At 71.0% G+C, this 23,573-nt stretch carries 25 protein-coding genes; 15 read left to right on the forward strand and 10 right to left on the reverse strand.

Features of this window, described 5'->3' with window-relative positions; all coding sequences use genetic code 11:
* Positions 1-34 precede the first annotated feature (34 nt).
* A complete protein-coding gene (locus tag OHT57_RS15260) occupies positions 35-772 on the forward strand; it encodes a potassium channel family protein (RefSeq protein ID WP_328746947.1) in 738 nt (245 codons plus the stop codon).
* A 272-nt stretch (positions 773-1,044) separates the two neighbouring features.
* Here OHT57_RS15260 and OHT57_RS15265 read toward each other — a convergent pair whose 3' ends face one another.
* Both OHT57_RS15265 and OHT57_RS15270 read right to left on the reverse strand, forming a co-directional pair.
* Positions 1,045-1,356 carry a small hydrophobic protein gene (locus OHT57_RS15265; RefSeq protein WP_328746948.1) on the reverse strand — a complete coding sequence of 104 codons (312 nt, stop codon included), beginning with the start codon at positions 1,354-1,356 and terminating at the stop codon, positions 1,045-1,047.
* A gap of 274 nt (positions 1,357-1,630) precedes the next feature.
* Positions 1,631-3,250, reverse strand: coding sequence for an MFS transporter (locus tag OHT57_RS15270; RefSeq protein WP_328746949.1), 1,620 nt, complete (start codon positions 3,248-3,250; stop codon positions 1,631-1,633).
* A gap of 66 nt (positions 3,251-3,316) precedes the next feature.
* On the opposite strand from OHT57_RS15270, the gene OHT57_RS15275 reads away from it, so the two are divergent.
* From OHT57_RS15275 to OHT57_RS15285, 3 genes are read left to right on the forward strand one after another with little or no spacing between them, the layout of a single operon-like run.
* A complete protein-coding gene (locus OHT57_RS15275) occupies positions 3,317-3,952 on the forward strand; it encodes a TetR family transcriptional regulator (RefSeq protein ID WP_328746950.1) in 636 nt (211 codons plus the stop codon).
* A 54-nt stretch (positions 3,953-4,006) separates the two neighbouring features.
* The gene (locus tag OHT57_RS15280) at positions 4,007-5,227 is read left to right on the forward strand and encodes an alpha/beta hydrolase (RefSeq protein ID WP_328746951.1); all 1,221 of its coding nucleotides are present in this window, start codon (positions 4,007-4,009) and stop codon (positions 5,225-5,227) included.
* A 58-nt stretch (positions 5,228-5,285) separates the two neighbouring features.
* Positions 5,286-6,143: a DUF4429 domain-containing protein gene (locus tag OHT57_RS15285; RefSeq protein ID WP_328753207.1), complete on the forward strand. Its 858-nt coding sequence runs from the start codon at positions 5,286-5,288 to the stop codon at positions 6,141-6,143.
* A 1-nt stretch (position 6,144) separates the two neighbouring features.
* Here OHT57_RS15285 and OHT57_RS15290 read toward each other — a convergent pair whose 3' ends face one another.
* The gene (locus OHT57_RS15290) at positions 6,145-7,161 is read right to left on the reverse strand and encodes an aldo/keto reductase (protein ID WP_328746952.1); all 1,017 of its coding nucleotides are present in this window, start codon (positions 7,159-7,161) and stop codon (positions 6,145-6,147) included.
* Complete coding sequence (locus tag OHT57_RS15295; protein ID WP_328746953.1) at positions 7,158-7,625, reverse strand: MerR family transcriptional regulator; 468 nt, start codon at positions 7,623-7,625, stop codon at positions 7,158-7,160. Before OHT57_RS15295 ends, OHT57_RS15290 begins: the two co-directional genes overlap by 4 nt.
* 97 nt (positions 7,626-7,722) lie before the next feature.
* Between OHT57_RS15295 and OHT57_RS15300 the strand changes: the two genes are divergently transcribed.
* Both OHT57_RS15300 and OHT57_RS15305 read left to right on the forward strand, forming a co-directional pair.
* A complete protein-coding gene (locus OHT57_RS15300; protein ID WP_328746954.1) occupies positions 7,723-8,193 on the forward strand; it encodes a GNAT family N-acetyltransferase in 471 nt (156 codons plus the stop codon).
* Positions 8,194-8,212: 19 nt separating this feature from the next.
* Positions 8,213-9,028: a serine hydrolase domain-containing protein gene (locus OHT57_RS15305; RefSeq protein ID WP_328746955.1), complete on the forward strand. Its 816-nt coding sequence runs from the start codon at positions 8,213-8,215 to the stop codon at positions 9,026-9,028.
* Here OHT57_RS15305 and OHT57_RS15310 read toward each other — a convergent pair.
* Positions 9,025-9,678 (reverse strand): pirin family protein, encoded by a 654-nt coding sequence (locus OHT57_RS15310; protein WP_328753208.1) that lies wholly within the window; start codon positions 9,676-9,678, stop codon positions 9,025-9,027. The genes OHT57_RS15305 and OHT57_RS15310 overlap by 4 nt on opposite strands.
* A 93-nt stretch (positions 9,679-9,771) precedes the next feature.
* Here OHT57_RS15310 and OHT57_RS15315 point away from each other — a divergent pair, with 93 nt between their 5' ends.
* The 5 genes from OHT57_RS15315 (at position 9,772) to OHT57_RS15335 (ending at position 14,694) form a co-directional block, all read left to right on the forward strand.
* The gene (locus OHT57_RS15315; RefSeq protein WP_328746956.1) at positions 9,772-10,977 is read left to right on the forward strand and encodes a PucR family transcriptional regulator; all 1,206 of its coding nucleotides are present in this window, start codon (positions 9,772-9,774) and stop codon (positions 10,975-10,977) included.
* 89 nt (positions 10,978-11,066) lie between these two features.
* Positions 11,067-11,990 carry an ACP S-malonyltransferase gene (locus OHT57_RS15320; RefSeq protein WP_328746957.1) on the forward strand — a complete coding sequence of 308 codons (924 nt, stop codon included), beginning with the start codon at positions 11,067-11,069 and terminating at the stop codon, positions 11,988-11,990.
* Between the two features lie 16 nt (positions 11,991-12,006).
* Positions 12,007-13,002 (forward strand): ketoacyl-ACP synthase III, encoded by a 996-nt coding sequence (locus OHT57_RS15325; RefSeq protein ID WP_328746958.1) that lies wholly within the window; start codon positions 12,007-12,009, stop codon positions 13,000-13,002.
* Between the two features lie 77 nt (positions 13,003-13,079).
* Entirely contained in the window at positions 13,080-13,328 is a 249-nt protein-coding gene (locus tag OHT57_RS15330; RefSeq protein WP_062042561.1) for an acyl carrier protein, read from the forward strand.
* Positions 13,329-13,413: 85 nt separating this feature from the next.
* Positions 13,414-14,694, forward strand: coding sequence for a beta-ketoacyl-[acyl-carrier-protein] synthase family protein (locus OHT57_RS15335; RefSeq protein ID WP_328746959.1), 1,281 nt, complete (start codon positions 13,414-13,416; stop codon positions 14,692-14,694).
* Between the two features lie 67 nt (positions 14,695-14,761).
* Here OHT57_RS15335 and OHT57_RS15340 read toward each other — a convergent pair whose 3' ends face one another.
* Complete coding sequence (locus tag OHT57_RS15340; protein ID WP_328746960.1) at positions 14,762-15,256, reverse strand: DUF3145 domain-containing protein; 495 nt, start codon at positions 15,254-15,256, stop codon at positions 14,762-14,764.
* A 251-nt stretch (positions 15,257-15,507) separates the two neighbouring features.
* On the opposite strand from OHT57_RS15340, the gene OHT57_RS15345 reads away from it, so the two are divergent.
* Both OHT57_RS15345 and OHT57_RS15350 read left to right on the forward strand, forming a co-directional pair.
* Positions 15,508-16,392: an SGNH/GDSL hydrolase family protein gene (locus OHT57_RS15345; RefSeq protein ID WP_328746961.1), complete on the forward strand. Its 885-nt coding sequence runs from the start codon at positions 15,508-15,510 to the stop codon at positions 16,390-16,392.
* Positions 16,393-16,402: 10 nt separating this feature from the next.
* Complete coding sequence (locus tag OHT57_RS15350; RefSeq protein ID WP_328746962.1) at positions 16,403-17,374, forward strand: aldose epimerase family protein; 972 nt, start codon at positions 16,403-16,405, stop codon at positions 17,372-17,374.
* 73 nt (positions 17,375-17,447) lie between these two features.
* Here OHT57_RS15350 and OHT57_RS15355 read toward each other — a convergent pair whose 3' ends face one another.
* Positions 17,448-19,913: a glycoside hydrolase family 3 protein gene (locus tag OHT57_RS15355; protein ID WP_328746963.1), complete on the reverse strand. Its 2,466-nt coding sequence runs from the start codon at positions 19,911-19,913 to the stop codon at positions 17,448-17,450.
* Between the two features lie 103 nt (positions 19,914-20,016).
* On the opposite strand from OHT57_RS15355, the gene OHT57_RS15360 reads away from it, so the two are divergent.
* Positions 20,017-20,598 (forward strand): TetR/AcrR family transcriptional regulator, encoded by a 582-nt coding sequence (locus OHT57_RS15360; RefSeq protein ID WP_328746965.1) that lies wholly within the window; start codon positions 20,017-20,019, stop codon positions 20,596-20,598.
* Positions 20,599-20,616: 18 nt separating this feature from the next.
* On the opposite strand, the gene OHT57_RS15365 is transcribed toward OHT57_RS15360, so the two are convergent.
* The gene (locus OHT57_RS15365; protein WP_328746966.1) at positions 20,617-20,946 is read right to left on the reverse strand and encodes a YrdB family protein; all 330 of its coding nucleotides are present in this window, start codon (positions 20,944-20,946) and stop codon (positions 20,617-20,619) included.
* Between the two features lie 126 nt (positions 20,947-21,072).
* Between OHT57_RS15365 and OHT57_RS15370 the strand changes: the two genes are divergently transcribed.
* Entirely contained in the window at positions 21,073-22,302 is a 1,230-nt protein-coding gene (locus OHT57_RS15370; protein WP_328746967.1) for a pyroglutamyl peptidase, read from the forward strand.
* On the opposite strand, the gene OHT57_RS15375 is transcribed toward OHT57_RS15370, so the two are convergent.
* Entirely contained in the window at positions 22,256-22,741 is a 486-nt protein-coding gene (locus tag OHT57_RS15375) for a GNAT family N-acetyltransferase (protein WP_328746968.1), read from the reverse strand. The genes OHT57_RS15370 and OHT57_RS15375 overlap by 47 nt on opposite strands.
* Positions 22,738-23,550 carry an EI24 domain-containing protein gene (locus OHT57_RS15380; protein WP_328746969.1) on the reverse strand — a complete coding sequence of 271 codons (813 nt, stop codon included), beginning with the start codon at positions 23,548-23,550 and terminating at the stop codon, positions 22,738-22,740. Before OHT57_RS15380 ends, OHT57_RS15375 begins: the two co-directional genes overlap by 4 nt.
* Between the last annotated feature and the right edge of the window lie 23 nt (positions 23,551-23,573).

Genomic DNA, 23,573 nt, shown 5'->3' on the forward strand with positions numbered 1-23,573 from the left:
CCCACCGCCCTTACCGTTTCTTTACGATGCCCTCATGCACCAAAAATCGGCGCAGGAGCGGTGGGAACAGTGGACGCAGCGGCCTCTGTTGGGGCTGCCCGTGCTGTTCGCCCTCGCCTACGCGGTACCGATCGTGGACACCTCTGCCGGGCCGTCGGTGACGTTCGCGTGCACGGTGGTCGAGTGGGTGGTGTGGGGGACGTTCGCCGCGGACTATCTGGTGCGGCTCGCGCTCACCTCGCGTCGGCGGGAGTTCGTCCGCACCCACTGGCTGGACCTGTGCGCGGTCGTGCTGCCGTTGCTCCAGCCCCTTCGACTGCTGCGTCTCGTCTCCACGCTGATGCTGGTGGGACGGCGGGCCCGGATGGCCTCACAGATCCAGGTCACGACGTACGTCGGCGGGGCGGTCGTCGGACTGCTGATGTTCGGGTCGCTGGCCGTGCTCTCGGTGGAGCGGGACTCGCCGAACGGGAACATCCGGACGCTGGGTGACGCGGTGTGGTGGTCCTTCACCACGATGACGACCGTCGGCTACGGCGACCACGCCCCGACCACCGGTCTTGGCCGGATGATCGCGGTCGGGCTCATGCTGTCCGGGATCGCCCTGCTGGGTGTGGTGACCGCGAACATCGCCGCGTGGTTCATCGAACGGTTCGAGAAGGACGACGTGGAGGAACGCCAGCAGACGGAGGCGATCCGCGCACTGACGGACGAGGTACGCGCCCTGCGCGCCGAGGTCGAGGCCCTGCGCAGGACATCCGTCGGAAGCTGAACGAGAACTCCGGGGCCGCGGCCCGCGCACGACCTCCCGTGGAGGGCCCAGCGACAACTCCGAGGACACGGCCCCGCGCACTCCGTCGAGCAGTGCGCGAGGGCGTCGAGGTCGCGGGTCGGTGTGCGGATTCTCTCCGAGGCTGGGCAACGACTTCGCGGCCGCAGATCGAAGGCCTGCGGCGGGCGCCCCGCGTCGGTGCCGGCTCGCTCGTGGCATGCGGGCGGGCCCCCGGTCGTCCCACCGGGGACCCTTCCCTCACGCGCCCCGGGTCAGAACAACCCGCTGCCCGGGGTGGCCGCTCCGACGAGCCAGATGATCGCCAGGAGCGTGTCGATGGCGCCCAGCACGAAGGCGACCAGGGCCGGCCAGGCGCGGTTGCCGCCCGACCAGGTGCGGCCCATTGCAAGCCAGCCGCAGACGATCGCGACCGGGCCGAGGATGATCCCCAGCACGAAGAATCCCGCGATCGCGCAGATGACTCCGATGATTCCGAGCGTCGCGCGATCCGGCCCGCTCCGTGACCTCGTCCGGCCACTTGATCGGGGGTACCTGCGCGTTCCGTGTCCGAAGCCCGCCATCATCAACTCCCTGACGCCCTTGGTTGGTTGGGTTGGTCTCGGGTTCAATGAATCGGGTACCCCCGCCACGGCCGATAATCCTCCGGCCTTGCGGCGCGCCGCCCCCCTCCGGCAGCGCGCCGCAGCGCCGTCCGCCCTCCGCGTTCCACGAGCGTGCCGTGCGGAGGACTTGACTTACTGTGACCTGCGGCGCGTGCCGGAGGCGAGAAATCTTTAGCCTCGTCATCCTGATAGGGGAAGAACGCTGACGCTCCGTCAAGCGTGACCTGCGGGTTCGTCAGATGTGGCCGACGCCCGCGCCCGCCTCGGCGTTCTCACCGCGCTTGGTGAGCAGGGCGACGAAGACGGCGACCACGGCGACGCCGGCGGCGACCAGGGACGCGAGGCTCATGCCGGAGATGAAGGTGTCGTGGGCGACGTCGGTGATCTTCGCGACGATCGCCTCCGGGGTGCCCTTGGCCACCGGCGCCACGCCGACCTGGACCGCTTCGGAGGCCTGGTCGAGCTGGGCCGGGGTGAGTGCCGGGAGGCCGGCGTCCTTCCAGTTGGCCGCGAGGTCGCCGTCGACCTTGGAGGCCATCACCGCGCCGAGGACGGCCGTACCGAGGCTGCCGCCGATCTGCATCGCGGCCTGCTGGAGACCGCCGGCCACACCGGAGAGCTCCATGGGGGCGTTGCCGACGATGACCTCGGTGGCGCCGACCATGACGGGCGCGAGGCCGAGGCCGAGCAGGGCGAACCAGAGCGACATGGTGGCGCTGCCGGTGTCCGTCTCCAGCGTGGACATCCCGAACATGGCGATCGCGACGGACGCCATGCCGCCGGCCAGGGGGATGCGCGGGCCGAGCTTGGTGATCATCGCGCCCGCGAGCGGGGAGCCGACGATCATCATCCCGGTGAGCGGGAGCAGGTGGAGACCGGCGTCGATCGGGCTCATACCGTGCACGTTCTGGAGATAGAAGGTCACGAAGAACAGGCCGCCCATGAACGCGATCGCCATGAGGACCATGAGGACCACGCCCGCCGACAGCGCGACGGAACGGAAGAGCGCCAGCGGGATCAGCGGTTCCTTGACCCTGGTCTCCCAGCGGGCGAACAGCACGAAGCCCACGGCGGACACGGCGATGAAGGTCCAGGTCAGTCCGTCCCCCCAGCCCCAGGTCGGGGCCTTGATGAGCGCCCAGACCAGGCAGAACATGGCGGCGGACAGCAGGGCTATGCCCAGGATGTCGAAGGAGCGCGGGGCGTTCTCGGCGCGGTGGTCGAGCAGGATCAGCACGCCGAGGACGAGGGCGAGGACGCCGACCGGCACGTTGATGAAGAACACCGACTGCCAGTTGACGTGCTCGACGAGGACGCCGCCGAGGATCGGGCCGCCGGCGGTGGAGGCGCCGATGACCATGCCCCAGATGCCGATGGCCATGTTGAGCTTCTCGGCCGGGAAGGTGGCCCGCAGCAGGCCGAGCGCGGCCGGCATCAGCAGGGCGCCGAACAGTCCCTGGAAGACGCGGAAGGTGACGACCGCGGAGATGCTGCTGGACATGCCGATCGCGCCCGAGGCGGCGGCGAAGCCGACGACACCGATCAGGAAGGTCTGGCGGTGGCCGAAGCGGTCACCGAGCTTGCCCGCGGTGATCAGGGCGACCGCCAGGGCGAGGAAGTAGCCGTTGGTGATCCACTGGACGTCCGCGAAGCTCGCCTTCAGGTCCGACTGGATGGCCGGGTTGGCGATGGCCACGATGGTGCCGTCGAGGGCCACCATCATGACTCCGACGGCCACGGTCAGGAGGGTGAGCCAGGGATGGCCGCGCAGCCCGGTGGCGGGCGGCTGGTCCGACGGGGACTGTGACGCCCTGTCCCCCGGTCCCGTCGGGTCGATGGTGGTCTGACTAGTCATGCGTTCGAGGCTAGTGACAGCCACTGACAATTGACAAACCAATTCACAAGTCGGTAACTGACACCAATGGAAACTCTGCGCGAACGCAAGAAACAGCGCACCCGCGAATCGCTGCTGCGGGTCGCCGTCGAGCTGTTCACCGAGCGGGGCTACGAGCAGACGACCGTCGACGACATCGCCGACGAGGTCGGGGTCTCGCAGCGCACCTTCTTCCGCTACTTCGCCGGCAAGGAGGAGGCGGCGCTCGCTCTCCACGAGATGACGGTGGCGCACTTCGTCGACGGCGTACGCGCGCGCCCCGCGCACGAGCCTCCGCTGGAGGCGCTGCGCCAGGCCGTACTGGAGGGCTGGGGCACCCTGCACGAGGTCGTCGACGCGGTCGTGCCCGTGGAGCGGTTCCTTGGCATGTACCGGGTGATCGAGTCGACGCCCGTACTGCTCGCCGCCCATCTGCGGCGCTCCGCGGAGACCGAGGAGGTCCTCACGCGCGTGCTCGCCGAACGCGAGGGCCTCGACGGGAGCACCGACCCGCGGCCCAGGCTGCTGGTGGCCGTCTTCAGCGGTGTCATGCGGGTCACGGAGCGCCAGTGGCTGGCGGACGGTGACGTCAGCCTGGAGGCGATGCGCGAGCTGACGGTCTCGTATCTCGAACTGCTGGGTCCCGCACTGACCGGCAAGTGGCCCCCCTACACCAATACGTGATCCCCGTCACTCGATTAACCCGAGACCGTCTCGTTCTCCTAGTGTGTCCTTTCAGTGACTTCCTTCGACACCTCCCCGCAACTCAACGTCTGGCGCGCACTGCTCGCGCTGGCCGTGGTGTTCGTGATGCTGGCGACCACGGGCTGGACCGCGCTGCGCAACCAGAGGGAGGCCACACCGCTGCAGGCCTCCCTCGAATCCTGGGCGCACGGCCACCTCCACGGAAACCTGCTGCCGGATCCGGACACCGCCTCCCCCGCGCAGCTCACCCGGTTCTTCGCGTCGCTCACCTCGCCGGACCGGGTCCGTCTCGCCCAGCGCTACCCGCTCGCGGTCGGCAACATGAACGGCGCCCCCGTCGGACTGCGCTACCAGGCCAACCGCCTCGCGCTCCTGAAGGCCCGAGGCGTCGAGCGCACCCGTATGCACAACCCCCTGCTCACGCCCGAGGGCCAGCAGGAGGCGGGCCGCCGTATGCACCGCTTCGAGTCGCTGACGGCCCCGGAGCGTCACATCCTCGCCTTCGACCCGGACGGCTCCGGCCGGGTCGCCGAGGTCTTCGGCGACCTGCGCACGGCGGAGCGGATCTCCGTCGTCGTGCCCGGCGTCGACACCGATCTGCTCACCTTCCAGCGCAGCAACCGCAGTTACTCCGCCCCCGTCGGCATGGCCAAGGCCCTGTACCGGGCCGAGCGCGAGGCGAGTCCCGCCACGCGGACGGCGGTGATCGCCTGGGCCGACTACACGGCACCCGCCGGGCTCGGCATCGACTCGGCCACCGCGATGCGCGCCGAGGGCGGCGCCGTCCGCCTGAACGCACTGGTGCGCGCGCTGCCCGGCACCTCGCCGGTCTCCCTGTTCTGCCACAGCTACGGCTCCGTGGTGTGCGGAGTGGCCGCGCACACGCTGCCCCGCAGGGTGGCCGACATCGCGGTGGCCGGCAGCCCCGGGATGCGCGTCGCGAACGCCTCCCACCTGCGCACCTCCGCTCAGGTGTGGGCGATGCGGGACACCGACGACTGGATCCAGGACGTGCCGTACCTGGAGGTCGGCGGGTTCGGCCACGGGGCCGACCCGGTGTCCTCCGCGTTCGGTGCGCGCGTGTTGTCCGCACGGGGTGCCGACGGGCACGCCGGTTACTTCGAACCCGGAACGGAGAGCCTGCTCAACTTCGCCGAGATCGGCATTGGCGCGTACCGCTCGGTGCGGTGCGCCCACGAGGACGAAGCCTGTCGCGCCGGTTTGTCCGGCACGGCCACGGCCGGACGCGCGTAGAGACTGCAGGAACTGCGGTCTGCGCGAGGAGGGGACGAAGGAGCTCGTGCCGAATACGATGACCCGCATGGGTGACGTACTGGCCGGATTTCATGCCGCCTGGGAGTTCGAGTCCGACTCCGTGCTCATCCGCTACGAACGGGGGATTCGAACACCGAAGCTCTTCCAGGCACTGGGAGAGCGACGGATTCCCCTGGAGGCGATCTCCGGGGTGACGCTGACTCCCGGGAAGCGGGGCACGGTGGTCCTGCACGCCGAGCCGCGGCCCGGGGCGGACCCGCTCATGGAGGCGGCGGCGGGGCAGCTGAAGGAAGGGTGCGATCCGTACCGGCTGGTGCTGCCGGCCGACAAGGAGACGCTCGCCGAGTACTACGCGGACGAGCTGCGCGCGCTGCTCAAAGAGGACGACGAGCCCGCCGAGCGGTTCCTGGTACCGGCCCCCGAGGTGCCGTTGCAGTTCAAGGCCTATGACGGGAAGGCGTCCTTCGACGGCCGGACCGTGCACTTCCGCTGGTTCTGGACGGGAGCGTCGTCGGCGAAGTGGAAGGCCGGCGACCAGAGCTTCCAGGTGTCCGAGCTGAGCGGGGTGGAGTGGCGTTCGCCGGAGGTGCTCGAAGGGCATCTGCGGCTGCTGCGCGCGGAACAGGGGCCCGCGCAGGCGGACCAGGATCCGGCGGCGGTGGTGTTCGGGCTGGGGTACGGGCCCGTGCACGAGTCGTTGCCGTTCGCGGCGGCGGTCCTGGCGGCCGTACGGCAGCGGGGGCCTGCGGCAGCGGTCCCGGCGGCGAGCGTGCCACGCCGGGACCCCGCGGACATCGCCGAGCGGATCCGTCATCTCGGGGAGCTGCACCAGGCCGGGCTGGTCACCGACGAGGAGTTCTCCGTGAAGAAGGCGGAGTTGCTGGCGGAGCTCTAGCTCATTCCCGGCCCGCCGAGGAGAACCGCATGTCCGCGTACCGGTCGCCGGCCACCTGTGCCGCGATCGGCTCCAGCAGCTCCAGCTGCTCCTTGGTGAGTTCGATGCCCGTCGCCGCCGTGTTCTCCTCCACCCGGCCCGGCTTGCGGGTACCCGGGATCGGGACGACGGTCAGGCCGTGCACCGATGCCTGCTGCTGGACCCAGGCCAGGGCGATCTGCGCGAGGGAGACCCCGTGGGCCTCGGCCACCGTGCGGATCGGCTCCAGCAGGGCCGCGTTCGCCGTCGCGTTGCCGCCCGTGAAGCGGGGCTGCCGGCGGCGGAAGTCGTCGGCGGTGAGTTCCTTGTCGGCGTCGGTGAAGGACCCGGTGAGGAAGCCACGGCCGAGCGGGGAGTACGGGACGAGTGCCACGCCCAGTTCACGGGTCGCCGGGACCACCTGGGCCTCGATGTCACGGCTGAACAGGGACCACTCCGACTGCACGGCGGCGATGGGGTGGACGGCCTGGGCGGCACGCAGCTCCGCCGCGGTGACCTCGCTCAGGCCCAGGTGCTTGACCTTGCCCTCGCGCACCAGCTCGGCCATGGTGCCGACGGAGTCCTCGATCGGCACGTTCACATCGCGCCGGTGCATGTAGTAGAGGTCGATCGCGTCGACGTCCAGGCGCTTCAGGCTCGCCTCGACGGCCTGGCGGATGTACGGCGGGTCGTTGCGGATGATCCGCCGGGTCGGGTCGTCCGGGGGTATCGCCAGGGCGAACTTGGTGGCGATCACGACCTCGTCGCGGTGGGCCTTGAAGAACGGGGACAGGAACTTCTCGTTCTCCCCCTGGCCGTAGGCGTCCGCCGTGTCGTAGAGCGTGACGCCGAGCTCCAGGGCCCGCTCCAGGGTGGCCCGGGACGCATCTGCGTCCACGGGGCCGTAGGCGAAGCTCATGCCCATGCAGCCGAGGCCCTGGACTCCGACCTCCGGGCCCCTCTCGCCCAGTCGTGCGGTGGGGATCCTGCCGTTCGTCATCCTGCCTTCTCCTTCTCCCGGTCGGCGCTGCCGGCCTCGGCGTAGAAACCGATCTTGTGGTCGAGCACGGCGAGGGTGTCCTGGAGTTCCGCGATCCGGGCCAGTACGTCCCGGCGGGTCGTCTCCAGCAGCTTGAAACGGTCGCCGAAGGTCTGCTCGCCCTCCCGCACCAGTTCCGCGTAGCGCACCATGTCGGCGACCGGCATGCCGGTGAGCCGGAGCTTGCCGACGAAGTCGAGCCAGTCCAGGTCGCGGTTGCTGTAGCGGCGCTGGCCGGTGTGCGAGCGGTCGATGTGCGGCATCAGGCCGATGCGCTCGTACCAGCGCAGGGTGTGCGCGGTCAGGCCGGTGAAGGCGACGACCTCGCTGATCGTGTAGCTGTCCTCGCCCGCCGGGCGCCGGTGGGGGTGCGGCGGCGCCGCGCAGCTGTCGGTCCTGGTACCCGTGGTCTCCATCACCGTCATGACCCCAACGCTATGACCTTGGAGTGCACTCGAAGCAAGCGGAACCGGTAAGAAATCCACAGGACGGCGCGCGGCTCGCATGGTTAGCGTGCGGGACATGAGTCTCGTACGCCGTGCCACGACCGAGGACGCCGAAGAAGTACTGCGTTTGCGCCAGGTGATGATCGACGCGCTGCCCGGCGGGGACGTGTCCACAGCGTGGCACACGGAGGCCCTGCCGTCCCTGTGTGAGCGGCTGGGTGACGCCGACGGCGATTTCGCGGCCTTCGTCGTCGACCACCCGGAGCGGCCCGGGGCGCTGGCCGCGCTGGTGGCCGGGACGGTCGACTACCGCATCGGGAAGGCGAGCAGCCCGCACGGGCTGTCCGGGTACGTGTTCAGCGTCGCCACCGACCCGGACGCCCGCCGGCGCGGGTACGCGCACGCGTGCATGGACGAACTGCTGGCGTGGTTCCGTGAGCGGGGTGCCGGTCAGGTCATGCTGACCGCGTCCCCGCAGGCCGAGCCGCTCTACGCCGCTCTCGGGTTCGTCCACAAGCCGGACCCCACGATGATGCTGACGCTCTGAGCGGCTTAGGCTCGACGGCATGTCCTTGCAGAGCCTCGCGTTGATCGAGAACTGGCCGGTTCCCACCGTCGCGGCGGGGGTGGTGCGGGCCGACGGTACGGTCCTCGGCACCCGTGGCCCGGTCGACCGGCGCTTCCCGCTGGCCTCGGTCACCAAGCCGCTCGCGGCGTACGCCGCCCTGGTCGCGTACGAGGAGGGGGCCATCGAGTTCGACGAGCCGGCCGGGCCGAGCGGGTCGACGGTGCGTCATCTCCTCGCGCACACCTCGGGGCTGGCCTTCGACGAGCACCGCGTGACCGCCCCGCCCGGGGAGCGTCGGCTGTACTCGAACGCGGGCTTCGAGCAGCTCGGCGACCACCTCGCGAAGGCGACGGACATCCCCTTCGCCGAGTACCTGCGGCAGGCGGTCCTCGAACCGCTCGGGATGACCTCGACGACCCTTGAGGGCTCCCCCGCCAAGGACGGCGCCTCGACGGTCGAGGACCTGCTCCGCTTCGCGGCGGAGGTGCAGGCACCGCGACTGCTGGACCCGCGCACGGTCGCGGAGGCGATGACGGTCCAGTACCCGGGCACCAAGGGCGTGCTCCCCGGCTACGGCCACCAGAACCCCAACGACTGGGGCCTCGGCTTCGAGATCCGGGACTCCAAGTCCCCTCACTGGACGGGCTCTTCGTCCTCGCCGCGCACCTTCGGGCACTTCGGCCAGTCCGGCACGTTCCTGTGGATCGACCCGGACGCCGGGGTGGCCTGCGTGGCCCTGACGGACCGCGCCTTCGGACCGTGGGCCGTCGAGACGTGGCCGGCGTTCACCGACGCGGTGCTCGCGGATCTCTAGGACATCTCCCACACCAGCAGCTCGGCCCGGCTCACGGCCACCGCGTCCAGGTCCTTCGCGTCGGTGACCCGGGCCGCGTCGCCGGGCCCCAACTTCTGCCTGTCCAGCTGCACTTCACCGCGTACGACATGGACGTAGACGTACCGCCCGTCGGGCACCGCGGTCCGCTCCCCCGCCGCCAGCCGCCGCACATGGAGCATCGCGCCCGCCGCCGGGATCGCGTACGGCGTCGAGTCGGCGATCCCGCGGACGATCTCGTACGAGGGCTCGCCGCCGGGCTCCAGGGGCGCCAGCCAGGTCTGCACGAAGGTCAGCGGGGTCTCGGCGTCGTTGCGCTCGACGTGCCGGACGCCCGCGGCGGCGCTCAGCCGCTGGACGTCTCCGGCGTGGACCACCGTCTCGTGCCCGGTGGAGTCGCGGTGGGTCAGTCGGCCCTCGACCACCCACGTGACGATCTCGGTGTGGCTGTGCGGATGCTCGTCGAAGCAGGCCCCGGGCAGGAGCCGCTCCTCGTTGCAGGCGATCAGCGCGCCGAAGCGGAGGTTGTCCGGGTCGTAGTGCGGCCCGAAGGAGAAGGCGTGCCACGACTCGATCCCGGCTCCGGGATCCCCGCCAAGGTAGCGCTCCGTCGCGCGCCGTACGTCCGTCACGGCACCACGGTAGCCCCGGGACGGGCCGCCCCGGGTGCCGTAGTCGGTACCCGGCGGCGCGCGCCGGCGCTCCGATGAGGCAGTCTTGTCCATGTGCCCGAATCCGTATCCCGCAAGTCCGATCCGGCAGCGCCCGGCGCCCATGCCCACGCCGCGACCCTGAAGCGGCTGGAGAAGTCGTCCGGGTCTCTCGCGCAGCAGGCCATCGCGCGCATGGACGAGACGCTGTCGTGGTACCGGGCCATGCCTCCGGAGAACCGTTCCTGGATCGGGCTGGTCGCCCAGGCCGGCATCGCGGCCTTCACCGAGTGGTTCCGGTATCCCGACGCCCCGCAGGCCATCTCCACCGACGTCTTCGGGACCGCTCCACGTGAGCTGACCCGCGCCATCACGCTCCGCCAGACCGTGGAGATGGTCAGGACGACCATCGAGGTCATGGAGAGCGCGATCGACGAGGTCGCCGCCCCCGGTGACGAGTCCGTGCTCCGGGAGGCCCTGCTCGTCTACGCCCGGGAGATCGCCTTCGCCACGGCGCAGGTCTACGCCCAGGCCGCCGAGGCACGCGGTGCCTGGGACGCCCGCCTGGAGTCGCTGGTCGTCAACGCGGTGCTGAGCGGGGAGGCCGACGAGGGTGCCGTGAGCAGGGCCGCCGCGCTCGGATGGAACGCCCCCGAACATGTGTGCGTCATCCTCGGGACCGCCCCGGACGGCGACTCCGAGCTCACCGTGGAGGCCATCCGGCGGGCCGCCCGGCACGCCAAGCTCCAGGTCCTCACCGGGGTGCTCGGGACCCGGCTCGTCGTCATCGCGGGCGGCAGCGACAACCCTCTCGCCGTGGCCAAGTCGCTGATCGGGCCCTATGCGGCCGGGCCCGTCGTCGCGGGACCCGTCGTACCCGACCTGCTGGCCGCGACCCGCTCCGCGCAGGCCGCCGCCGCCGGGCTCAAGGCGTGCAGCGCCTGGGAGGACGCCCCGCGCCCGGTCCTGGCGGACGACCTGCTTCCGGAGCGTGCGATGGCCGGGGATCCGAGTGCGCGCGATCAGTTGGTGGAGGAGATCTACAGACCACTTGAGGAGGCCGGTTCCGCGCTCCTGGAGACTCTCTCCGTCTATCTCGAACAGGCGTCCAGTCTGGAGGGGGCGGCCCGGATGCTCTTCGTGCATCCCAATACCGTGCGCTACCGGCTTCGACGTGTGACTGACGTCACCGGCTGGTCGCCCTCCGATGTACGGTCTGCGTTCACCCTGCGGATCGCGCTCATCCTGGGGCGTCTGGCCGACGGGGATCTCCAGGCCTAGGATTTTGTCGGGGGTCCACAAAACCCCCTCTCGTTCTTCGTCCCTGTCCCCACGGGCGGCTAGGGCCGCCCACAAGAGAGAGTGTGAGAGTGCTCGTACTCGTCGCTCCCGGCCAGGGCGCCCAGACGCCCGGCTTCCTGACCCCCTGGCTCGAACTCCCCGGTGCCGCGGACCGCGTCGCCGCGTGGTCCGACGCCATCGGACTGGACCTCGTCCACTACGGCACGCAGGCCGACGCGGACGCCATCCGCGACACCTCGGTGGCTCAGCCGCTGCTGGTCGCGGCCGGAATCCTGTCCGCCTCGGCACTCGGCGCCGTCGCGGACATCGCCCCCGGCGCGGTCGCCGGGCACAGTGTCGGCGAGATCACCGCAGCCGCCTTCGCGGGCGTCCTGGACGACACCGCCGCCCTCAGTCTCGTACGCAAGCGGGGTCTGGCCATGGCCGACGCCGCCGCGATCACCGAGACCGGTATGTCGGCGCTGCTCGGCGGCGACCCGGAGGTCTCCGTCGCGCACCTGGCGAAGCTCGGCCTGACCGCGGCGAACGTCAACGGCGCGGGGCAGATCGTCGCCGCGGGCACGCTGGAGCAGCTCGCCGTGCTGAACGAGGACAAGCCCGAGGGTGTCCGCAAGGTCGTCCCGCTGAAGGTCGCCGGCGCTTTCCACACGCGCCACATGACCCCCGCGGTCGACACTCTGGCCAAGGCCGCCGCCGACCTGGCACCGGCCGACCCGGCCGTGACGTACGTCTCGAACAAGGACGGCAAGGCCGTCGGCACCGGCGCCGAGGTGCTGGAGCGCCTTGTCGGCCAGGTCGCCAACCCGGTGCGCTGGGACCTGTGCATGGAGACGTTCAAGGAGCTCGGCGCCACCGCGTTCATCGAGGTCTCCCCCGGCGGCACGCTGGTCGGCCTCGCCAAGCGCGCACTGCCCGGCGTCAGGACGCTGGCCCTGAAGACCCCCGACGACCTCGACGCTGCTCGCGAGCTCATCGCCGAGCACAGTGCCTGAACAGGAGCCGAGAGCAATGTCGAAGATCAAGCCCAGCAAGGGCGCTCCGTACGCGCGCATCCTCGGTGTCGGCGGCTACCGCCCCACCCGGGTCGTGCCGAACGAGGTGATCCTCGAGACGATCGACTCGTCCGACGAGTGGATCCGCTCGCGCTCCGGCATCCAGACCCGGCACTGGGCCTCCGACGAGGAGACCGTGGCTGCGATGTCGATCGAGGCGTCCGGCAAGGCGATCGCGGACGCCGGGATCTCCGCCGAGCAGATCGGCGGCGTGATCGTCTCCACGGTCTCGCACTTCAAGCAGACCCCGGCCGTCGCGACCGAGATCGCCGACAAGCTCGGCACGAACAAGGCCGCCGCCTTCGACATCTCGGCGGGCTGCGCGGGCTTCGGCTACGGTCTGACCCTCGCCAGGGGCATGATCGTCGACGGTTCGGCGGAGTACGTCCTCGTCATCGGCGTCGAGCGGCTGTCCGACCTGACCGACCTGGAGGACCGCGCGACGGCCTTCCTCTTCGGTGACGGCGCGGGCGCGGTCGTCGTGGGCCCCTCCCAGGAACCGCACATCGGTCCGACCGTGTGGGGCTCCGAGGGCGACAAGTCGGACACCATCAAGCAGACCGTACCGTGGAACGAGTACGACAGTTCCGGCAAGTTCCCTGCGATCACGCAGGAGGGCCAGGCGGTGTTCCGCTGGGCCGTGTTCGAGATGGCGAAGGTCGCCCAGCAGGCGCTGGAAGCGGCCGGGATCACCCCGGACGAACTGGATGTCTTCATTCCCCACCAGGCCAACGAGCGGATCATCGACTCGATGGTGAAGACGCTCAAACTGCCGGAGCACGTCACGGTCGCACGTGACGTGCGCACCACCGGCAACACGTCGGCCGCCTCGATTCCGCTCGCCATGGAGCGGCTTCTGGCGACCGGTGAGGCGAAGAGCGGCGACACCGCGCTCGTCATCGGATTCGGGGCGGGTCTCGTGTACGCCGCCACTGTCGTTACCCTCCCCTAGGCACTCCGTGCCGGATCACCCGGTCCGGCTCGGGAAGCACTGCCAACCCTCTGGAAAAGAAAAAGAAGGAGCGCCAAATGGCCGCCACTCAGGAAGAGATCGTCGCCGGTCTCGCAGACATCGTGAACGAGATCGCCGGCATCCCGGTTGAGGACGTCCAGCTGGACAAGTCCTTCACCGACGACCTGGACGTCGACTCGCTGTCCATGGTCGAGGTCGTCGTCGCCGCCGAAGAGCGCTTCGACGTCAAGATCCCGGACGACGACGTCAAGAACCTCAAGACGGTCGGCGACGCGACCAGCTACATCCTCAAGCACCAGGCCTGAGCCACTGCTTGGGCCGGACGCTGACCGGCCCCGCCACCCGGCGGTGGCGCCGCTTAATCCTCGTACCGTTGGAGAAAGATTTCCCGTGAGCCCGACCAATCGCACCGTGGTCGTCACCGGTATCGGCGCAACCACACCGCTGGGTGGCGACGTAGCCTCAACCTGGGAGGGCCTCGTCGCCGGCAAGTCCGGCGTCAAGCCCCTGGAACAGGAGTGGGCCGCCGAGCAGGCGGTCCGCATCGCCGCACAGATCGCGGTGGAACCCACCGAGGTCATTCCCCGTCCGCAGGCCCGCCGCCTGGACCGCTCGGCGCAGTTCGCGCTGATCGCGGCCAAGGAGGCCTGGGCCGACGCCGGATTCGAGGGCAGGGCAGGTGAGGACGGCTCGGTCGGCGGGGTCGACCCCGACCGGCTCGGTACCGTCATCGCCTCCGGCATCGGCGGTGTGACGACCCTCCTCGACCAGTACGACGTGCTCAAGGAGAAGGGCGTCCGCCGCGTCTCCCCGCACACCGTGCCGATGCTGATGCCCAACGGCCCGTCCGCCAACGTGGGGCTGCTCGTCGGCGCCCGCGCGGGCGTGCACACCCCGGTCTCCGCCTGCGCCTCGGGCGCCGAGGCCATCGGCTACGCCATCGAGATGATCCGTACCGGCCGCGCCGACATCGTCGTCGCGGGGGGCACGGAGGCGGCGATCCACCCGCTGCCCATCGCCGCGTTCGGCAACATGATGGCGATGTCCAAGAACAACGAGAACCCCCAGGGCGCCTCGCGTCCGTACGACATCGGCCGTGACGGTTTCGTCCTCGGCGAGGGCGCCGGCGTCGTCGTCCTGGAGTCCGCCGAGCACGCCGCCAAGCGCGGTGCGCGGGTGTACGCCGAGGCGGTCGGGCAGGGCATCTCCGCCGACGGCCACGACATCGTGCAGCCGGAGCCCGAGGGCCGCGGAATCTCGCAGGCCCTGCAGAACCTGCTGGACAGCACCGACCTGAACCCGGCGGAGATCGTCCACGTCAACGCGCACGCCACGTCGACGCCGGCCGGTGACATCGCCGAACTGAAGGCGCTGCGGAAGGTGTTCGGCGACGACGCCGACCACATGGCGGTCTCGGCCACCAAGTCGATGACGGGTCACCTGCTGGGTGGCGCGGGCGGCGTGGAGACGGTCGCGACGGTTCTCGCGCTGTACAACCGGATCGCTCCGCCCACCATCAACATCGAGAACCTCGACCCGGAGGCGGAGGCCAACGCCGACGTCGTCCGCGGTGAGGCCCGCAAGCTGCCCGTCGAGGGCCGTATCGCCGCCCTGAACGACTCGTTCGGGTTCGGTGGGCACAACGTGGTGCTGGCGTTCCGCACGATCTGAGAACCGTCACCGCGCAACGTGAAGGGCCCCCACCGGTCGGTGGGGGCCCTTCACATGTACGGAAGCCTCAGACGACCTGGTGCAACCAGCGGACCGGTGCTCCCTCACCGGCGTACCTGAACGGTTCCAGCTCGTCGTCCCAGGGCTTGCCCAGCAGCCTGGCCAGTTCCGCCTCCAGGTCCGTCTCGCCTCGCTGGGAGCGGGTGAGGGCGGCGCGCAGGCGGTCCTCCGGGATCAGGATGTCGCCGTGGATGCCGGTGACGGCGTGGAAGATGCCGAGGTCGGGGGTGCAGCTGTAGCGCTCGCCCTCGGCGGTGGAGCAGGGCTCGGCCGTCACCTCGAAGCGCAGGAGTTGCCAGCCTCTCAGGGCCGACGCGAGCTTCGACGCGGTGCCCGCCTCGGCCCTCCAGGAGAACTCCGAGCGCCAGGTGCCGGGCGCGGCCGGCTGCCGGATCCAGTCGAGGTTGACGCGTGTGCCGAGCACCCCGGCGACGGCCCACTCGACGTGCGGGCACAGCGCGCGCGGCGCGGAGTGCACGTACAGAACTCCACGTGTCGTCACCGGGACCTCCGGGCAGAGCGGGACAAGTCTTGCTGGCCGGCATGGCGGCGATGCCAGGCAGCCACGTTGATGGCGAGGCTACCGTGCGGCGGCGCAAGGAGTGTGACGTACCGTCGGTCCCAGTGCCCCGAAACGCCCGCCATTCACCCGGCAGGACGCTGGCAGGGGTCCCGGCCGTTCCCTCCCGGCCGCGGGAACTCCCGTGCGTTGTGATGAGAGGACCACCGTATTCACGAGGGGAGCACCAAGGGATGCGCAAGCAGGGCCACCGCTCACGGGCCGTTGTCGCCGTCCTGACGGCGGCACTTGTGGGCGTCGCGGGGTGTGATGCCGTCGGGGGCGACTCCGCGGGCCCCACCCAGAAGGCCAAGCCCTCACCGAAGCCCTCCCCGGCGTGGGACAGCAGCCCCGGGTCGGTGGCCGCCGTGGGCGACTCCATCACCCGTGGCTTCGACGCGTGCGGCATCCTGACGGACTGCCCCGACGTGTCCTGGGCGACCGGGAGCAGCGCGCAGGTCGACTCGCTCGCGGTGCGGCTGCTGGGGAAGGCGAAGGCGGCCGGGCACAGCTGGAACTACGCGGTGTCCGGGTCGCGGATGGCCGACCTGTCCACGCAGATGGCCCAGGCGGCCACCCGGGCGCCGGAGCTGGTGACGGTGATGGCGGGCGCCAACGACGCCTGCCGCGACTCCACGGCGGCGATGACGTCGGTGGCCGGCTTCCGTGCCGACTTCGAGGACGCGCTGAGCGTGCTGCGCGGGAAGGCGCCCAAGGCGCAGGTGTACGTGGCGAGCGTGCCGAACCTCAAGCGGCTGTGGTCCCAGGGGCGCACCAACCCGATGGGCAAGCAGGTGTGGAAGCTGGGGGTGTGTCCGTCGATGCTGGCCGACGCGGATGCCGTGGACGCGGCGGCGACCGAGCGGCGCGACACCGTGCAGAAGCGGGTGCAGGAGTACAACGCCGTGCTGAAGGAGGTGTGCGCGCAGGACGCGCACTGCCGGTACGACGGGGGCGCGGTGTACGCCTACCGGTTCGGCACCGACCAGCTCAGCCACTGGGACTGGTTCCATCCGAGTGTGGACGGTCAGGCACGGCTGGCGGAGATCGCATACCGCAAGGTCAGGTCCGTGACCTAAAGTTCCGCACATGAACGAACTCTTCGCCACACTTCCCGACGGCACGCCGGTCCACCGCCGGACCCTGGAGCGCGCGGGCGTCCGGGTGCGGATCCTGTCGTACGGCGGGATCGTGCAGTCCGTCGAGGTGCCGGACCGGGACGGGCGTACGGCGGACGTGGTGCTGGGGTTCGCCGGCCTGGACGGGTATCTGGAGCACTCGGGGCCGTATCTCGGGGCGTTCGTCGGCCGGTACGCGAACCGGATCGCGGGCGGCCGCTTCGAGCTGGACGGGCTGACGTACGCCCTCGCGCCCAACAACGCACCCAACTCCCTGCACGGGGGCGAGAACGGCTTCGACAAGCGGGTGTGGGAAATGGCGCCCGCCGGGGAGCACGGGGTGCGGCTGAGCCGGGTCAGCCCGCACGGCGAAGAGGGGTTCCCGGGACGCCTTGAGGTCTCCGCGACCTACAGCCTGGACGGGTCGGGGGCGCTGCGGATCGCGTACGAGGCGGTCACCGACGCGCCGACCATCGTGAACCTGACCAACCACAGCTACTTCAACCTGGCCGGTTCCGGGAACGCGGGCGGGCACGAACTGCGCATCGCCGCCTCGCGGTTCACCCCCGTCGACGCGGATCTGATCCCGACGGGCGTCGCGGAGGTGGCGGACACCCGGTTCGACTTCCGCGAGGCGCGCAAGGTCGGCGCGGACTACGACCACAACTTCGTGCTCGACAAGGGGATCAGCGAACAGGCCGAAGAGGTCGCCGAGTTGTACGACCCCGCGTCCGGCCGGGTGCTGACGGTGGCGACCACCGAGCCGGGGCTGCAGCTGTACACCGCGGACCATCTGCCGGAGCCCTTCGCACCCGGCGACGGCATCGCGCTGGAGACCCAGCACTTCCCCGACTCCCCGAACCGGCCGGAGTTCCCGAGCACGGTGCTGCGGCCGGGAGAGACCTACCGCTCGGAGACGGTCTACGGATTCACGAGCCGGTAGACAGAGACGAGCCCCGGCCCAGGGGTCAGGTCCCGGGCCGGGGCTGCTTGTGCGGGGGCTGTGCCCCCTGGGATCAGACGTTAATCGTCGCGGTGACCCGGCGGTCCTCGATCGAGCTACCCACCTGGATTTCGTACGAACCCTTCACATGCGACCACGTCGAGGTCTTGTCGTCCCAGATCTCGAAGGCCCTGCGCGGCAGCCGCACGGTGACCTCGACGCTCTCCCCCGGGCCGGCCTCGGCTCCGGCGAATCCGGCGAGCCGGCGGGCGGGGCGCTCGGCGTCGGGCTCGGCGGGTGCCAGGTAGACCTGGACGACCTCGCGGCCGGGGCGGGTGCCCGAGTTGCGCAGCCGGACCCGGACGGTGGCGCCCTGGACCTCGACGGACTCGTAGGTCCAGTCGGTGTAGCCGAGGCCGTGGCCGAAGGGGTAGGCCGGGGTGCGGCCCTCCTTCTCCCAGGCCGCGTACCCGATGAACACGCCCTCGTCGTAGGGGAGTTCACCATCGGAGGGGGCGACCCGGGTGACGGGGGCGTCGGCCAGGGTGCCCCAGGTGGTGGGCAGCCGGCCGCCGGGCTCGTGGAGGCCGGTCAGCACGTCGGCGAGGGCGGCGCCGCCCTCCTGGCCGGGGAACCAGCCGAGCAGGACGGCGGCGACGTCCTCGCGCCAGGGCAGTTCCACCGGGGAACCGGAGTTGACGACCACGACGGTGTTCGGATTGGCGGCGGCGACCGCGCGGACCAGGTCGTCCTGGCGGCCCGGGAGGGTCAGGTCCCGGCGGTCGAAGCCCTCGGACTCGACGCGGTCGGTGGTGGCGACCACGACGACGGCCGTGTCGGCGTTCCGCGCCGCCTCGACGGCCTCGGCGATCAACTCGTCGGGGTCGCGCTGCGGGTCCCGGTGGGCGAGGGAGAACCCGACGACCTTCATCGGGACGTTCTCGGGCAGGACGACGGTGTACGTCAGGGACACGTCGACCGGCTCGCCCGCGGTCAGTTCGACGTGGGCGCGGGGCTCGGGGGCGCCGAAGAAGGAGACGAAGGGGTCGTCCTTGTCGGTGCGCTGGACGTCGTCGTAGTACGTGGTGCCGTCGACGACCAGCGTGAAGGCGCCGAGGCCCTTGATGCCGAAGGTGTGCGTGCCGGTCTCGCGGGGGGTGAAGGCGCCGGTGAGTTCCACGGTGTGCAGACGGTCGTGGGTGACGCCCTCGGGGAGGTCCGAGCCCATCCACTGGATCTGTCCGCTCGGGGCGGAGCGGGTGGCGATCACGGTGCCGTCGGCGTCGCGGCAGACCGCTTCGAGGGTGAACCCCTTGTCGGCGACGGCCAGTTCGGTGCTGGGGTCGGCGCCGACGGCGTAGCTGACGGTGCCGTCGGGGAGGGCCGCGGTGAGGCCGTCGAGCGGGGAGACGATGCGGTCCGGGAAGACGGTGGCGGAGCCGCCGCCGAGGACCCGGGCGTCGCGGGCGGCGGCGCCGCTGAGGGCGACGGTGCCCGTCCTCAGCGGAAGCGCGCCCTCGTTGCGGACCAGCACGAAGGAGCGGCGGGCGATCTCGTGGGCCAGCTCGATGCCGTCGACGGTCCCGGGGAGTTCGGTGACGACGGGTTCGGCGCCGTCCAGGATGCCGACGCGGGCGGCGAGCCGCAGCACGTTGCGTACGGCGGTGTCGACCGTGGCCTCCTCGACGCGGCCGTCCCGCACGGCCTGCGCGAGGGCCTCGCCGTAGACGGTGGTCGGGCCGGGCATGGCGACGTCGAGACCGCCCTCGATGGCGTCCTTCGTGGAGCGGGCGGCCATCCAGTCGGAGACGTTGTAGCCGTCGAAGCCCCATTCGCCGCGCAGGACCTCGTTCACGAGGTGGTGGTGCTCGGTCATCGTCGTGCCGTTGACCGTGTTGTACGCGGTCATGATGCCCCACGGGTGGGCGTTCTCGACGATGTGCTCGAAGGGGGCCAAATACAGCTCGCGCAGGGCGCGTTCGGAGACCAGGTTGTTCACCGTGAAGCGGTCCGTCTCGGCGTCGTTGGCGACGAAGTGCTTGACGGTGGTGCCGACGCCGCCCTCCTGTACGCCCCGCACGTACCCGGCGCCGATCCGTCCCGTCAGGTACGGGTCCTCGCTGTAGGCCTCGAAGTGGCGGCCGCCCAGCGGGGAGCGGTGGAGGTTGACGGTGGGGGCGAGCAGCACGTGCACGCCCTTGCGGCGGGCCTCCTGGGCGAGCAGTACGCCTGCCCTGCGGGCTAGTTCGGGGTCCCAGGTGGCGGCGAGGGCGGTCGGGGAGGGCAGGGCGATCGACGGGTCGTCGGCGCTCCAGCGCACACCCCGGACGCCGATCGGGCCGTCGGACATGACGAGGGAGGCCAGGCCGATGTCGGGGAGCGCGGGCAGCGTCCACATGTCCTGGCCGGCCAGCAGCCGGGCCTTGGCGTCCAGGCCGAGCCGGCCCAGGGCCGCCTCGACGGCCGCCTCGCGGGCCAGGTCGGCGGGGGTGGTCCCCCCGGGTCCTTCGGCTGCCTCGGGTGCCTCGGGTGCCGCCATGGCGGTGCCTCCTCGTTGAAGTCCGTCCGTCCCCGACATCGTGCATGGATTACCTGGTGAACGGTAGGTTTCGTTACCCTGTCGTTATATTAGGGTGGTCGGCATGCCGTACGGTGACGCCATGAACGCCAGGACCAGAAGCGAGGAGCGCCGGGCGGAGATCGTCCGGGCGGCCCTGGAGGTCATCGCCGAGCGCGGCTACCGGGGCGCGAGCCTGGCCGCGGTGGCCGAGCGGGTCGGGCTGACCCAGCAGGGCCTGCTGCACCACTTCCCCACCAAGGACGCGCTGCTGGTCGCGGTGCTCAAGGAGCGGGACAAGTGGGACGCCCTGCCGGACGGCAGCTGGCGGGTCGATCTGCTCGCCTCCCTCGTCGAGTACAACGCCATGCGGCCCGGCATCATCCAGACCTTCTCGGCGCTGCTCGGCGAGAGCGTGACGGAGGGGCATCCCACGCGGGAGTACTTCACCGGCCGCTACACCAGGGTGCGTGCGTCGATGGTGACGGCCCTGCGCTCCGAGTACGGCGAACGGCTCCCGAACGGCCTCACTCCGGAGCGGACCGCGCCGCTGCTGGTCGCCGTGATGGACGGACTCCAGTACCAGTGGCTGCTGGACCCGGAGTCGGTGGACATGCCGGGGGCGTTCCGGGACTTCCTCACACTGCTGGGCGAGCCGGTGACCTGACCGGCCCGGCCCGGCCGGTCACTGTCCCCAGACCGCCGCCAGCGACTTGCCGACCACGACGAGGCCGGCCAGCGTGACCGCCCCGGCGGTGTCCCCGACGGCCAGCAGTGCGAGCACTCCGGCTCCGAACCACAGCGCCTCGAAGCCGAACCGGGCGACGCCGTGCATCCTGTGCCGCGCCTTCCGGGCCCCGAACAGGGCCCACAGGGCGATGAGCAGCCCGGGTGCGGCGAGGCCGAGCAGCCAGGCCACGGGGGTCGCCACGTCACGAGTGAAGCCCCACCACGCGGCTCCCGCCAGGGCGCCCAGCTCGATGAGGAAGAGAACGCCCAGATTGGCTGCCTTCATGCACGGCAGTATCCCCCGGCGACCGCTCCGGCCGGGCTCCCCATGGCGTAGACCACTTCCGTCACGCGATACTGCCGTCGTCCGGTACCACGCGCGCCCCACAGCGACGGAAGGACCTGAACTCCCTTGATATCCCTACGTGTTCGGATCGGCATCCTTGGACTGACCGTTCTGGCGGGTCTGGCGGTCCCCGCGAGCCCAGCGGTGGCGGAGACCGCGCCCTCGCCCACGGTGGAGGAGCAGCGGCTGGACGGGGCGGTGCCGCGGGAGATCCTGGAGCGGTCCGGGTTCGACGCAGTGCCGCTCCGCTTCACGCGGGCGCTCGGGGCGACGCGTTCCTACGCCGAGGCGCGGAAGGTGGTCGTGGGGCAGGGGTCCGCGTTGTGGCGGCGGGCCGTCGACCGGGCGCAGGGGCGGGGGCCGGCCGGCGGGGACCTCAGCCGGGACGACGACCGGCCGTTGTACTGGGCCCGGTTGGGGATGACCCGTGAAGTGCGGACCTGGGAACCGGCGTTCGGGCTGTCGGACAGGCAACGGGACGCCCTGCTGGGTGAGTTGGAGCGGACCTCGCGGGGGCAGACCGCCGTGCGGTATCCGGGCGGCGAGCGGCTGAAGCGGGTGCTCGTCACCGGGTTCGACCCGTTCACGCTCGACCGGGACATACGGATCTCCAATCCGTCCGGGGCGACCGCGCTGGCGCTGGACGGAACGGTGATCCGGACGGCCGACGGGCCGGCGCGGGTGGAGACCGTCGTCTTCCCGGTGCGGTGGCAGGACTTCACGGAAGGGACCGTGGAGCGGGCGCTGCGGCCGTATCTGAAGAAGGTGGACCTCTTCACCACCGTGAGCCAGGGGCGGGTGGGGCGGTTCGACGTCGAGCGCACCAACGGGGCCTGGCGGGGCGGGTTCCCGGACAACGACACCGTCGGGGTGACGGGGACGGTCCCGGTCGCCGATCCGGCCTCGCAGCCGCAGTGGACCACGACGACGCTGCCGTACAAGGCGATCGTGGACGCGGACACCGGGCGCTTCCCGGTCTACGACCACACCGCTGTGACCGAGATCCCGGCGGGCGGGACGGAGCCCGTGGTGCGGGCGGACGGCCCCACCCCGGGATCGGCGGCCCGGGCCGGAGGCGGCGGCGACTACCTCTCCAACGAGATCGCCTACCGGGCCACGCTGCTCCGGGACCGGCTGGGGCTGCACGACACCCTGCCGGGCGGCCATGTGCACACGCCTGTGCTGCAGTTCGGGACCGGGAACACCACCGAGGTCACCGATCCCGACTTCGTGCGGAACCGGCTGGACATCATCGCGCAGGTGCGGGCGATTCTGGTGGTGGCGGCGGGGGCGTAGGGCTTTCGGAGCGGGTGGGCCACTTCAGGAGGGCCGCCGTCTCCGTGAAGTCCAGGCGGCGGTAGAAGTCGGCGGCCCTGCGCGTCGGTACGGTGACCTCCACGTCGCCCGCCTGCCGCGCACGGGCCTGGACCGCGCGGACGAGCCGGGAGCCGGTGCCCCGGCCGCGCCGCGACGGGGCCACGGCGAGTTCCAGGAGTTCGAGCACGGTGCCGCCCGCGAACAGGGTGGGCATCCTGGCCGCGTAGGCGTATCCGACGATCCGTGTCTCCTGCTCGGCGACCAGGAACTCGGCACGGTTCTCGGCGGCGGCCCGCAGGACCTGGGGGAAGGTGACGGCCGCGAAGCGCTCCTGGCCGGGGCGGTGGGTGGTGGCGAAGTCGCGCAGGAGCAGGAAGACGGCGTCCGCGTCCGCGGTGGTCGCCGGGCGGACCGTCACGTCAGGTCCCGGGCCGACCGGACACCCGTCTCCTCATCGCCGTCCTCCTGGTTGTCGCCCCGGGTCTCCTCCCCCAGCAGTTCCCGCGCCATCAGCGTGGCGCCCGCCACCGCGCCCGGCATGAGGAACACCGCGACGAAGGGGACCACGAATGCTACGGCGAGGGGGGTGCCGAAGCCCCAGATGAGGGTCTTGCGGGAGCGCAGGAGGGCGAGGCGGGCGCGGAGTTCGACGCCTCGGCGCTGGAGGGCCACCCCGGTGAGTTCCTCGGTGAGGAAGAAGCCCGTCACGAAGAAGCCGATCACCGGGACCACGGTCTGGCCCACGAAGGGGATGAAGCCCAGGGCGAAGAGCAGAACGGCCCACAGCAGGGCGCGGACGAGGACGCGGAGGCTGTCCCGCGCCGAGATCAGCAGCTCGCGCCAGAGGGGGAGGCCGGACTCGGGGGCCGTGCCGTCCGGGGACACGTCCCGGTCGACCTTCTCGGAGAGGTTCTCGTAGAAGGGCTGGCCGACGAGGAGGGTGACCGCTGTGAAGGTCAGCACCGCGAGGAGCAGGGCGAGGGCGAACAGGACCACCGTGAGGAAGCCGCGGAACAGGCCCTGCCAGGGGCTCGACCAGTCGTCCGCGAACGGCGTCGCCCAGGACACGAAGTCCTCGCCCCAGGTGGCCAGTGCGACCAGGGCCGCCACGTACAGCACCAGGGTGACCAGACCCGGGATCAGGCCGAAGCCGTACTGCTTGCCGTGCCGGGCAACCCAGCGCTGGCCCTTCAGGAGATAGTGGAAGCCCGTCCCGAGATCACGCATGGCCGGAACCCTATCGGGTGCCG

The organism is Streptomyces sp. NBC_00285, assembly GCF_036174265.1.
In the GTDB taxonomy this organism is placed as follows: Bacteria; Actinomycetota; Actinomycetes; order Streptomycetales; family Streptomycetaceae; genus Streptomyces.

What these genes read in the sequence shown, in the direction of transcription:
- OHT57_RS15260 (WP_328746947.1), top strand. Translation starts at nt 35, where the DNA reads ATGCACCAAAAATCGGCGCAGGAGCGGTGGGAACAGTGGACGCAGCGG.
- OHT57_RS15265 (WP_328746948.1), bottom strand. Translation starts at nt 1,356, where the DNA reads ATGATGGCGGGCTTCGGACACGGAACGCGCAGGTACCCCCGATCAAGT.
- OHT57_RS15270 (WP_328746949.1), bottom strand. Translation starts at nt 3,250, where the DNA reads ATGACTAGTCAGACCACCATCGACCCGACGGGACCGGGGGACAGGGCG.
- OHT57_RS15275 (WP_328746950.1), top strand. Translation starts at nt 3,317, where the DNA reads ATGGAAACTCTGCGCGAACGCAAGAAACAGCGCACCCGCGAATCGCTG.
- OHT57_RS15285 (WP_328753207.1), top strand. Translation starts at nt 5,286, where the DNA reads ATGACCCGCATGGGTGACGTACTGGCCGGATTTCATGCCGCCTGGGAG.
- OHT57_RS15290 (WP_328746952.1), bottom strand. Translation starts at nt 7,161, where the DNA reads ATGACGAACGGCAGGATCCCCACCGCACGACTGGGCGAGAGGGGCCCG.
- OHT57_RS15295 (WP_328746953.1), bottom strand. Translation starts at nt 7,625, where the DNA reads ATGACGGTGATGGAGACCACGGGTACCAGGACCGACAGCTGCGCGGCG.
- OHT57_RS15300 (WP_328746954.1), top strand. Translation starts at nt 7,723, where the DNA reads ATGAGTCTCGTACGCCGTGCCACGACCGAGGACGCCGAAGAAGTACTG.
- OHT57_RS15305 (WP_328746955.1), top strand. Translation starts at nt 8,213, where the DNA reads ATGTCCTTGCAGAGCCTCGCGTTGATCGAGAACTGGCCGGTTCCCACC.
- OHT57_RS15325 (WP_328746958.1), top strand. Translation starts at nt 12,007, where the DNA reads ATGTCGAAGATCAAGCCCAGCAAGGGCGCTCCGTACGCGCGCATCCTC.
- OHT57_RS15330 (WP_062042561.1), top strand. Translation starts at nt 13,080, where the DNA reads ATGGCCGCCACTCAGGAAGAGATCGTCGCCGGTCTCGCAGACATCGTG.
- OHT57_RS15345 (WP_328746961.1), top strand. Translation starts at nt 15,508, where the DNA reads ATGCGCAAGCAGGGCCACCGCTCACGGGCCGTTGTCGCCGTCCTGACG.
- OHT57_RS15350 (WP_328746962.1), top strand. Translation starts at nt 16,403, where the DNA reads ATGAACGAACTCTTCGCCACACTTCCCGACGGCACGCCGGTCCACCGC.
- OHT57_RS15355 (WP_328746963.1), bottom strand. Translation starts at nt 19,913, where the DNA reads ATGGCGGCACCCGAGGCACCCGAGGCAGCCGAAGGACCCGGGGGGACC.
- OHT57_RS15360 (WP_328746965.1), top strand. Translation starts at nt 20,017, where the DNA reads ATGCCGTACGGTGACGCCATGAACGCCAGGACCAGAAGCGAGGAGCGC.
- OHT57_RS15365 (WP_328746966.1), bottom strand. Translation starts at nt 20,946, where the DNA reads ATGAAGGCAGCCAATCTGGGCGTTCTCTTCCTCATCGAGCTGGGCGCC.
- OHT57_RS15380 (WP_328746969.1), bottom strand. Translation starts at nt 23,550, where the DNA reads ATGCGTGATCTCGGGACGGGCTTCCACTATCTCCTGAAGGGCCAGCGC.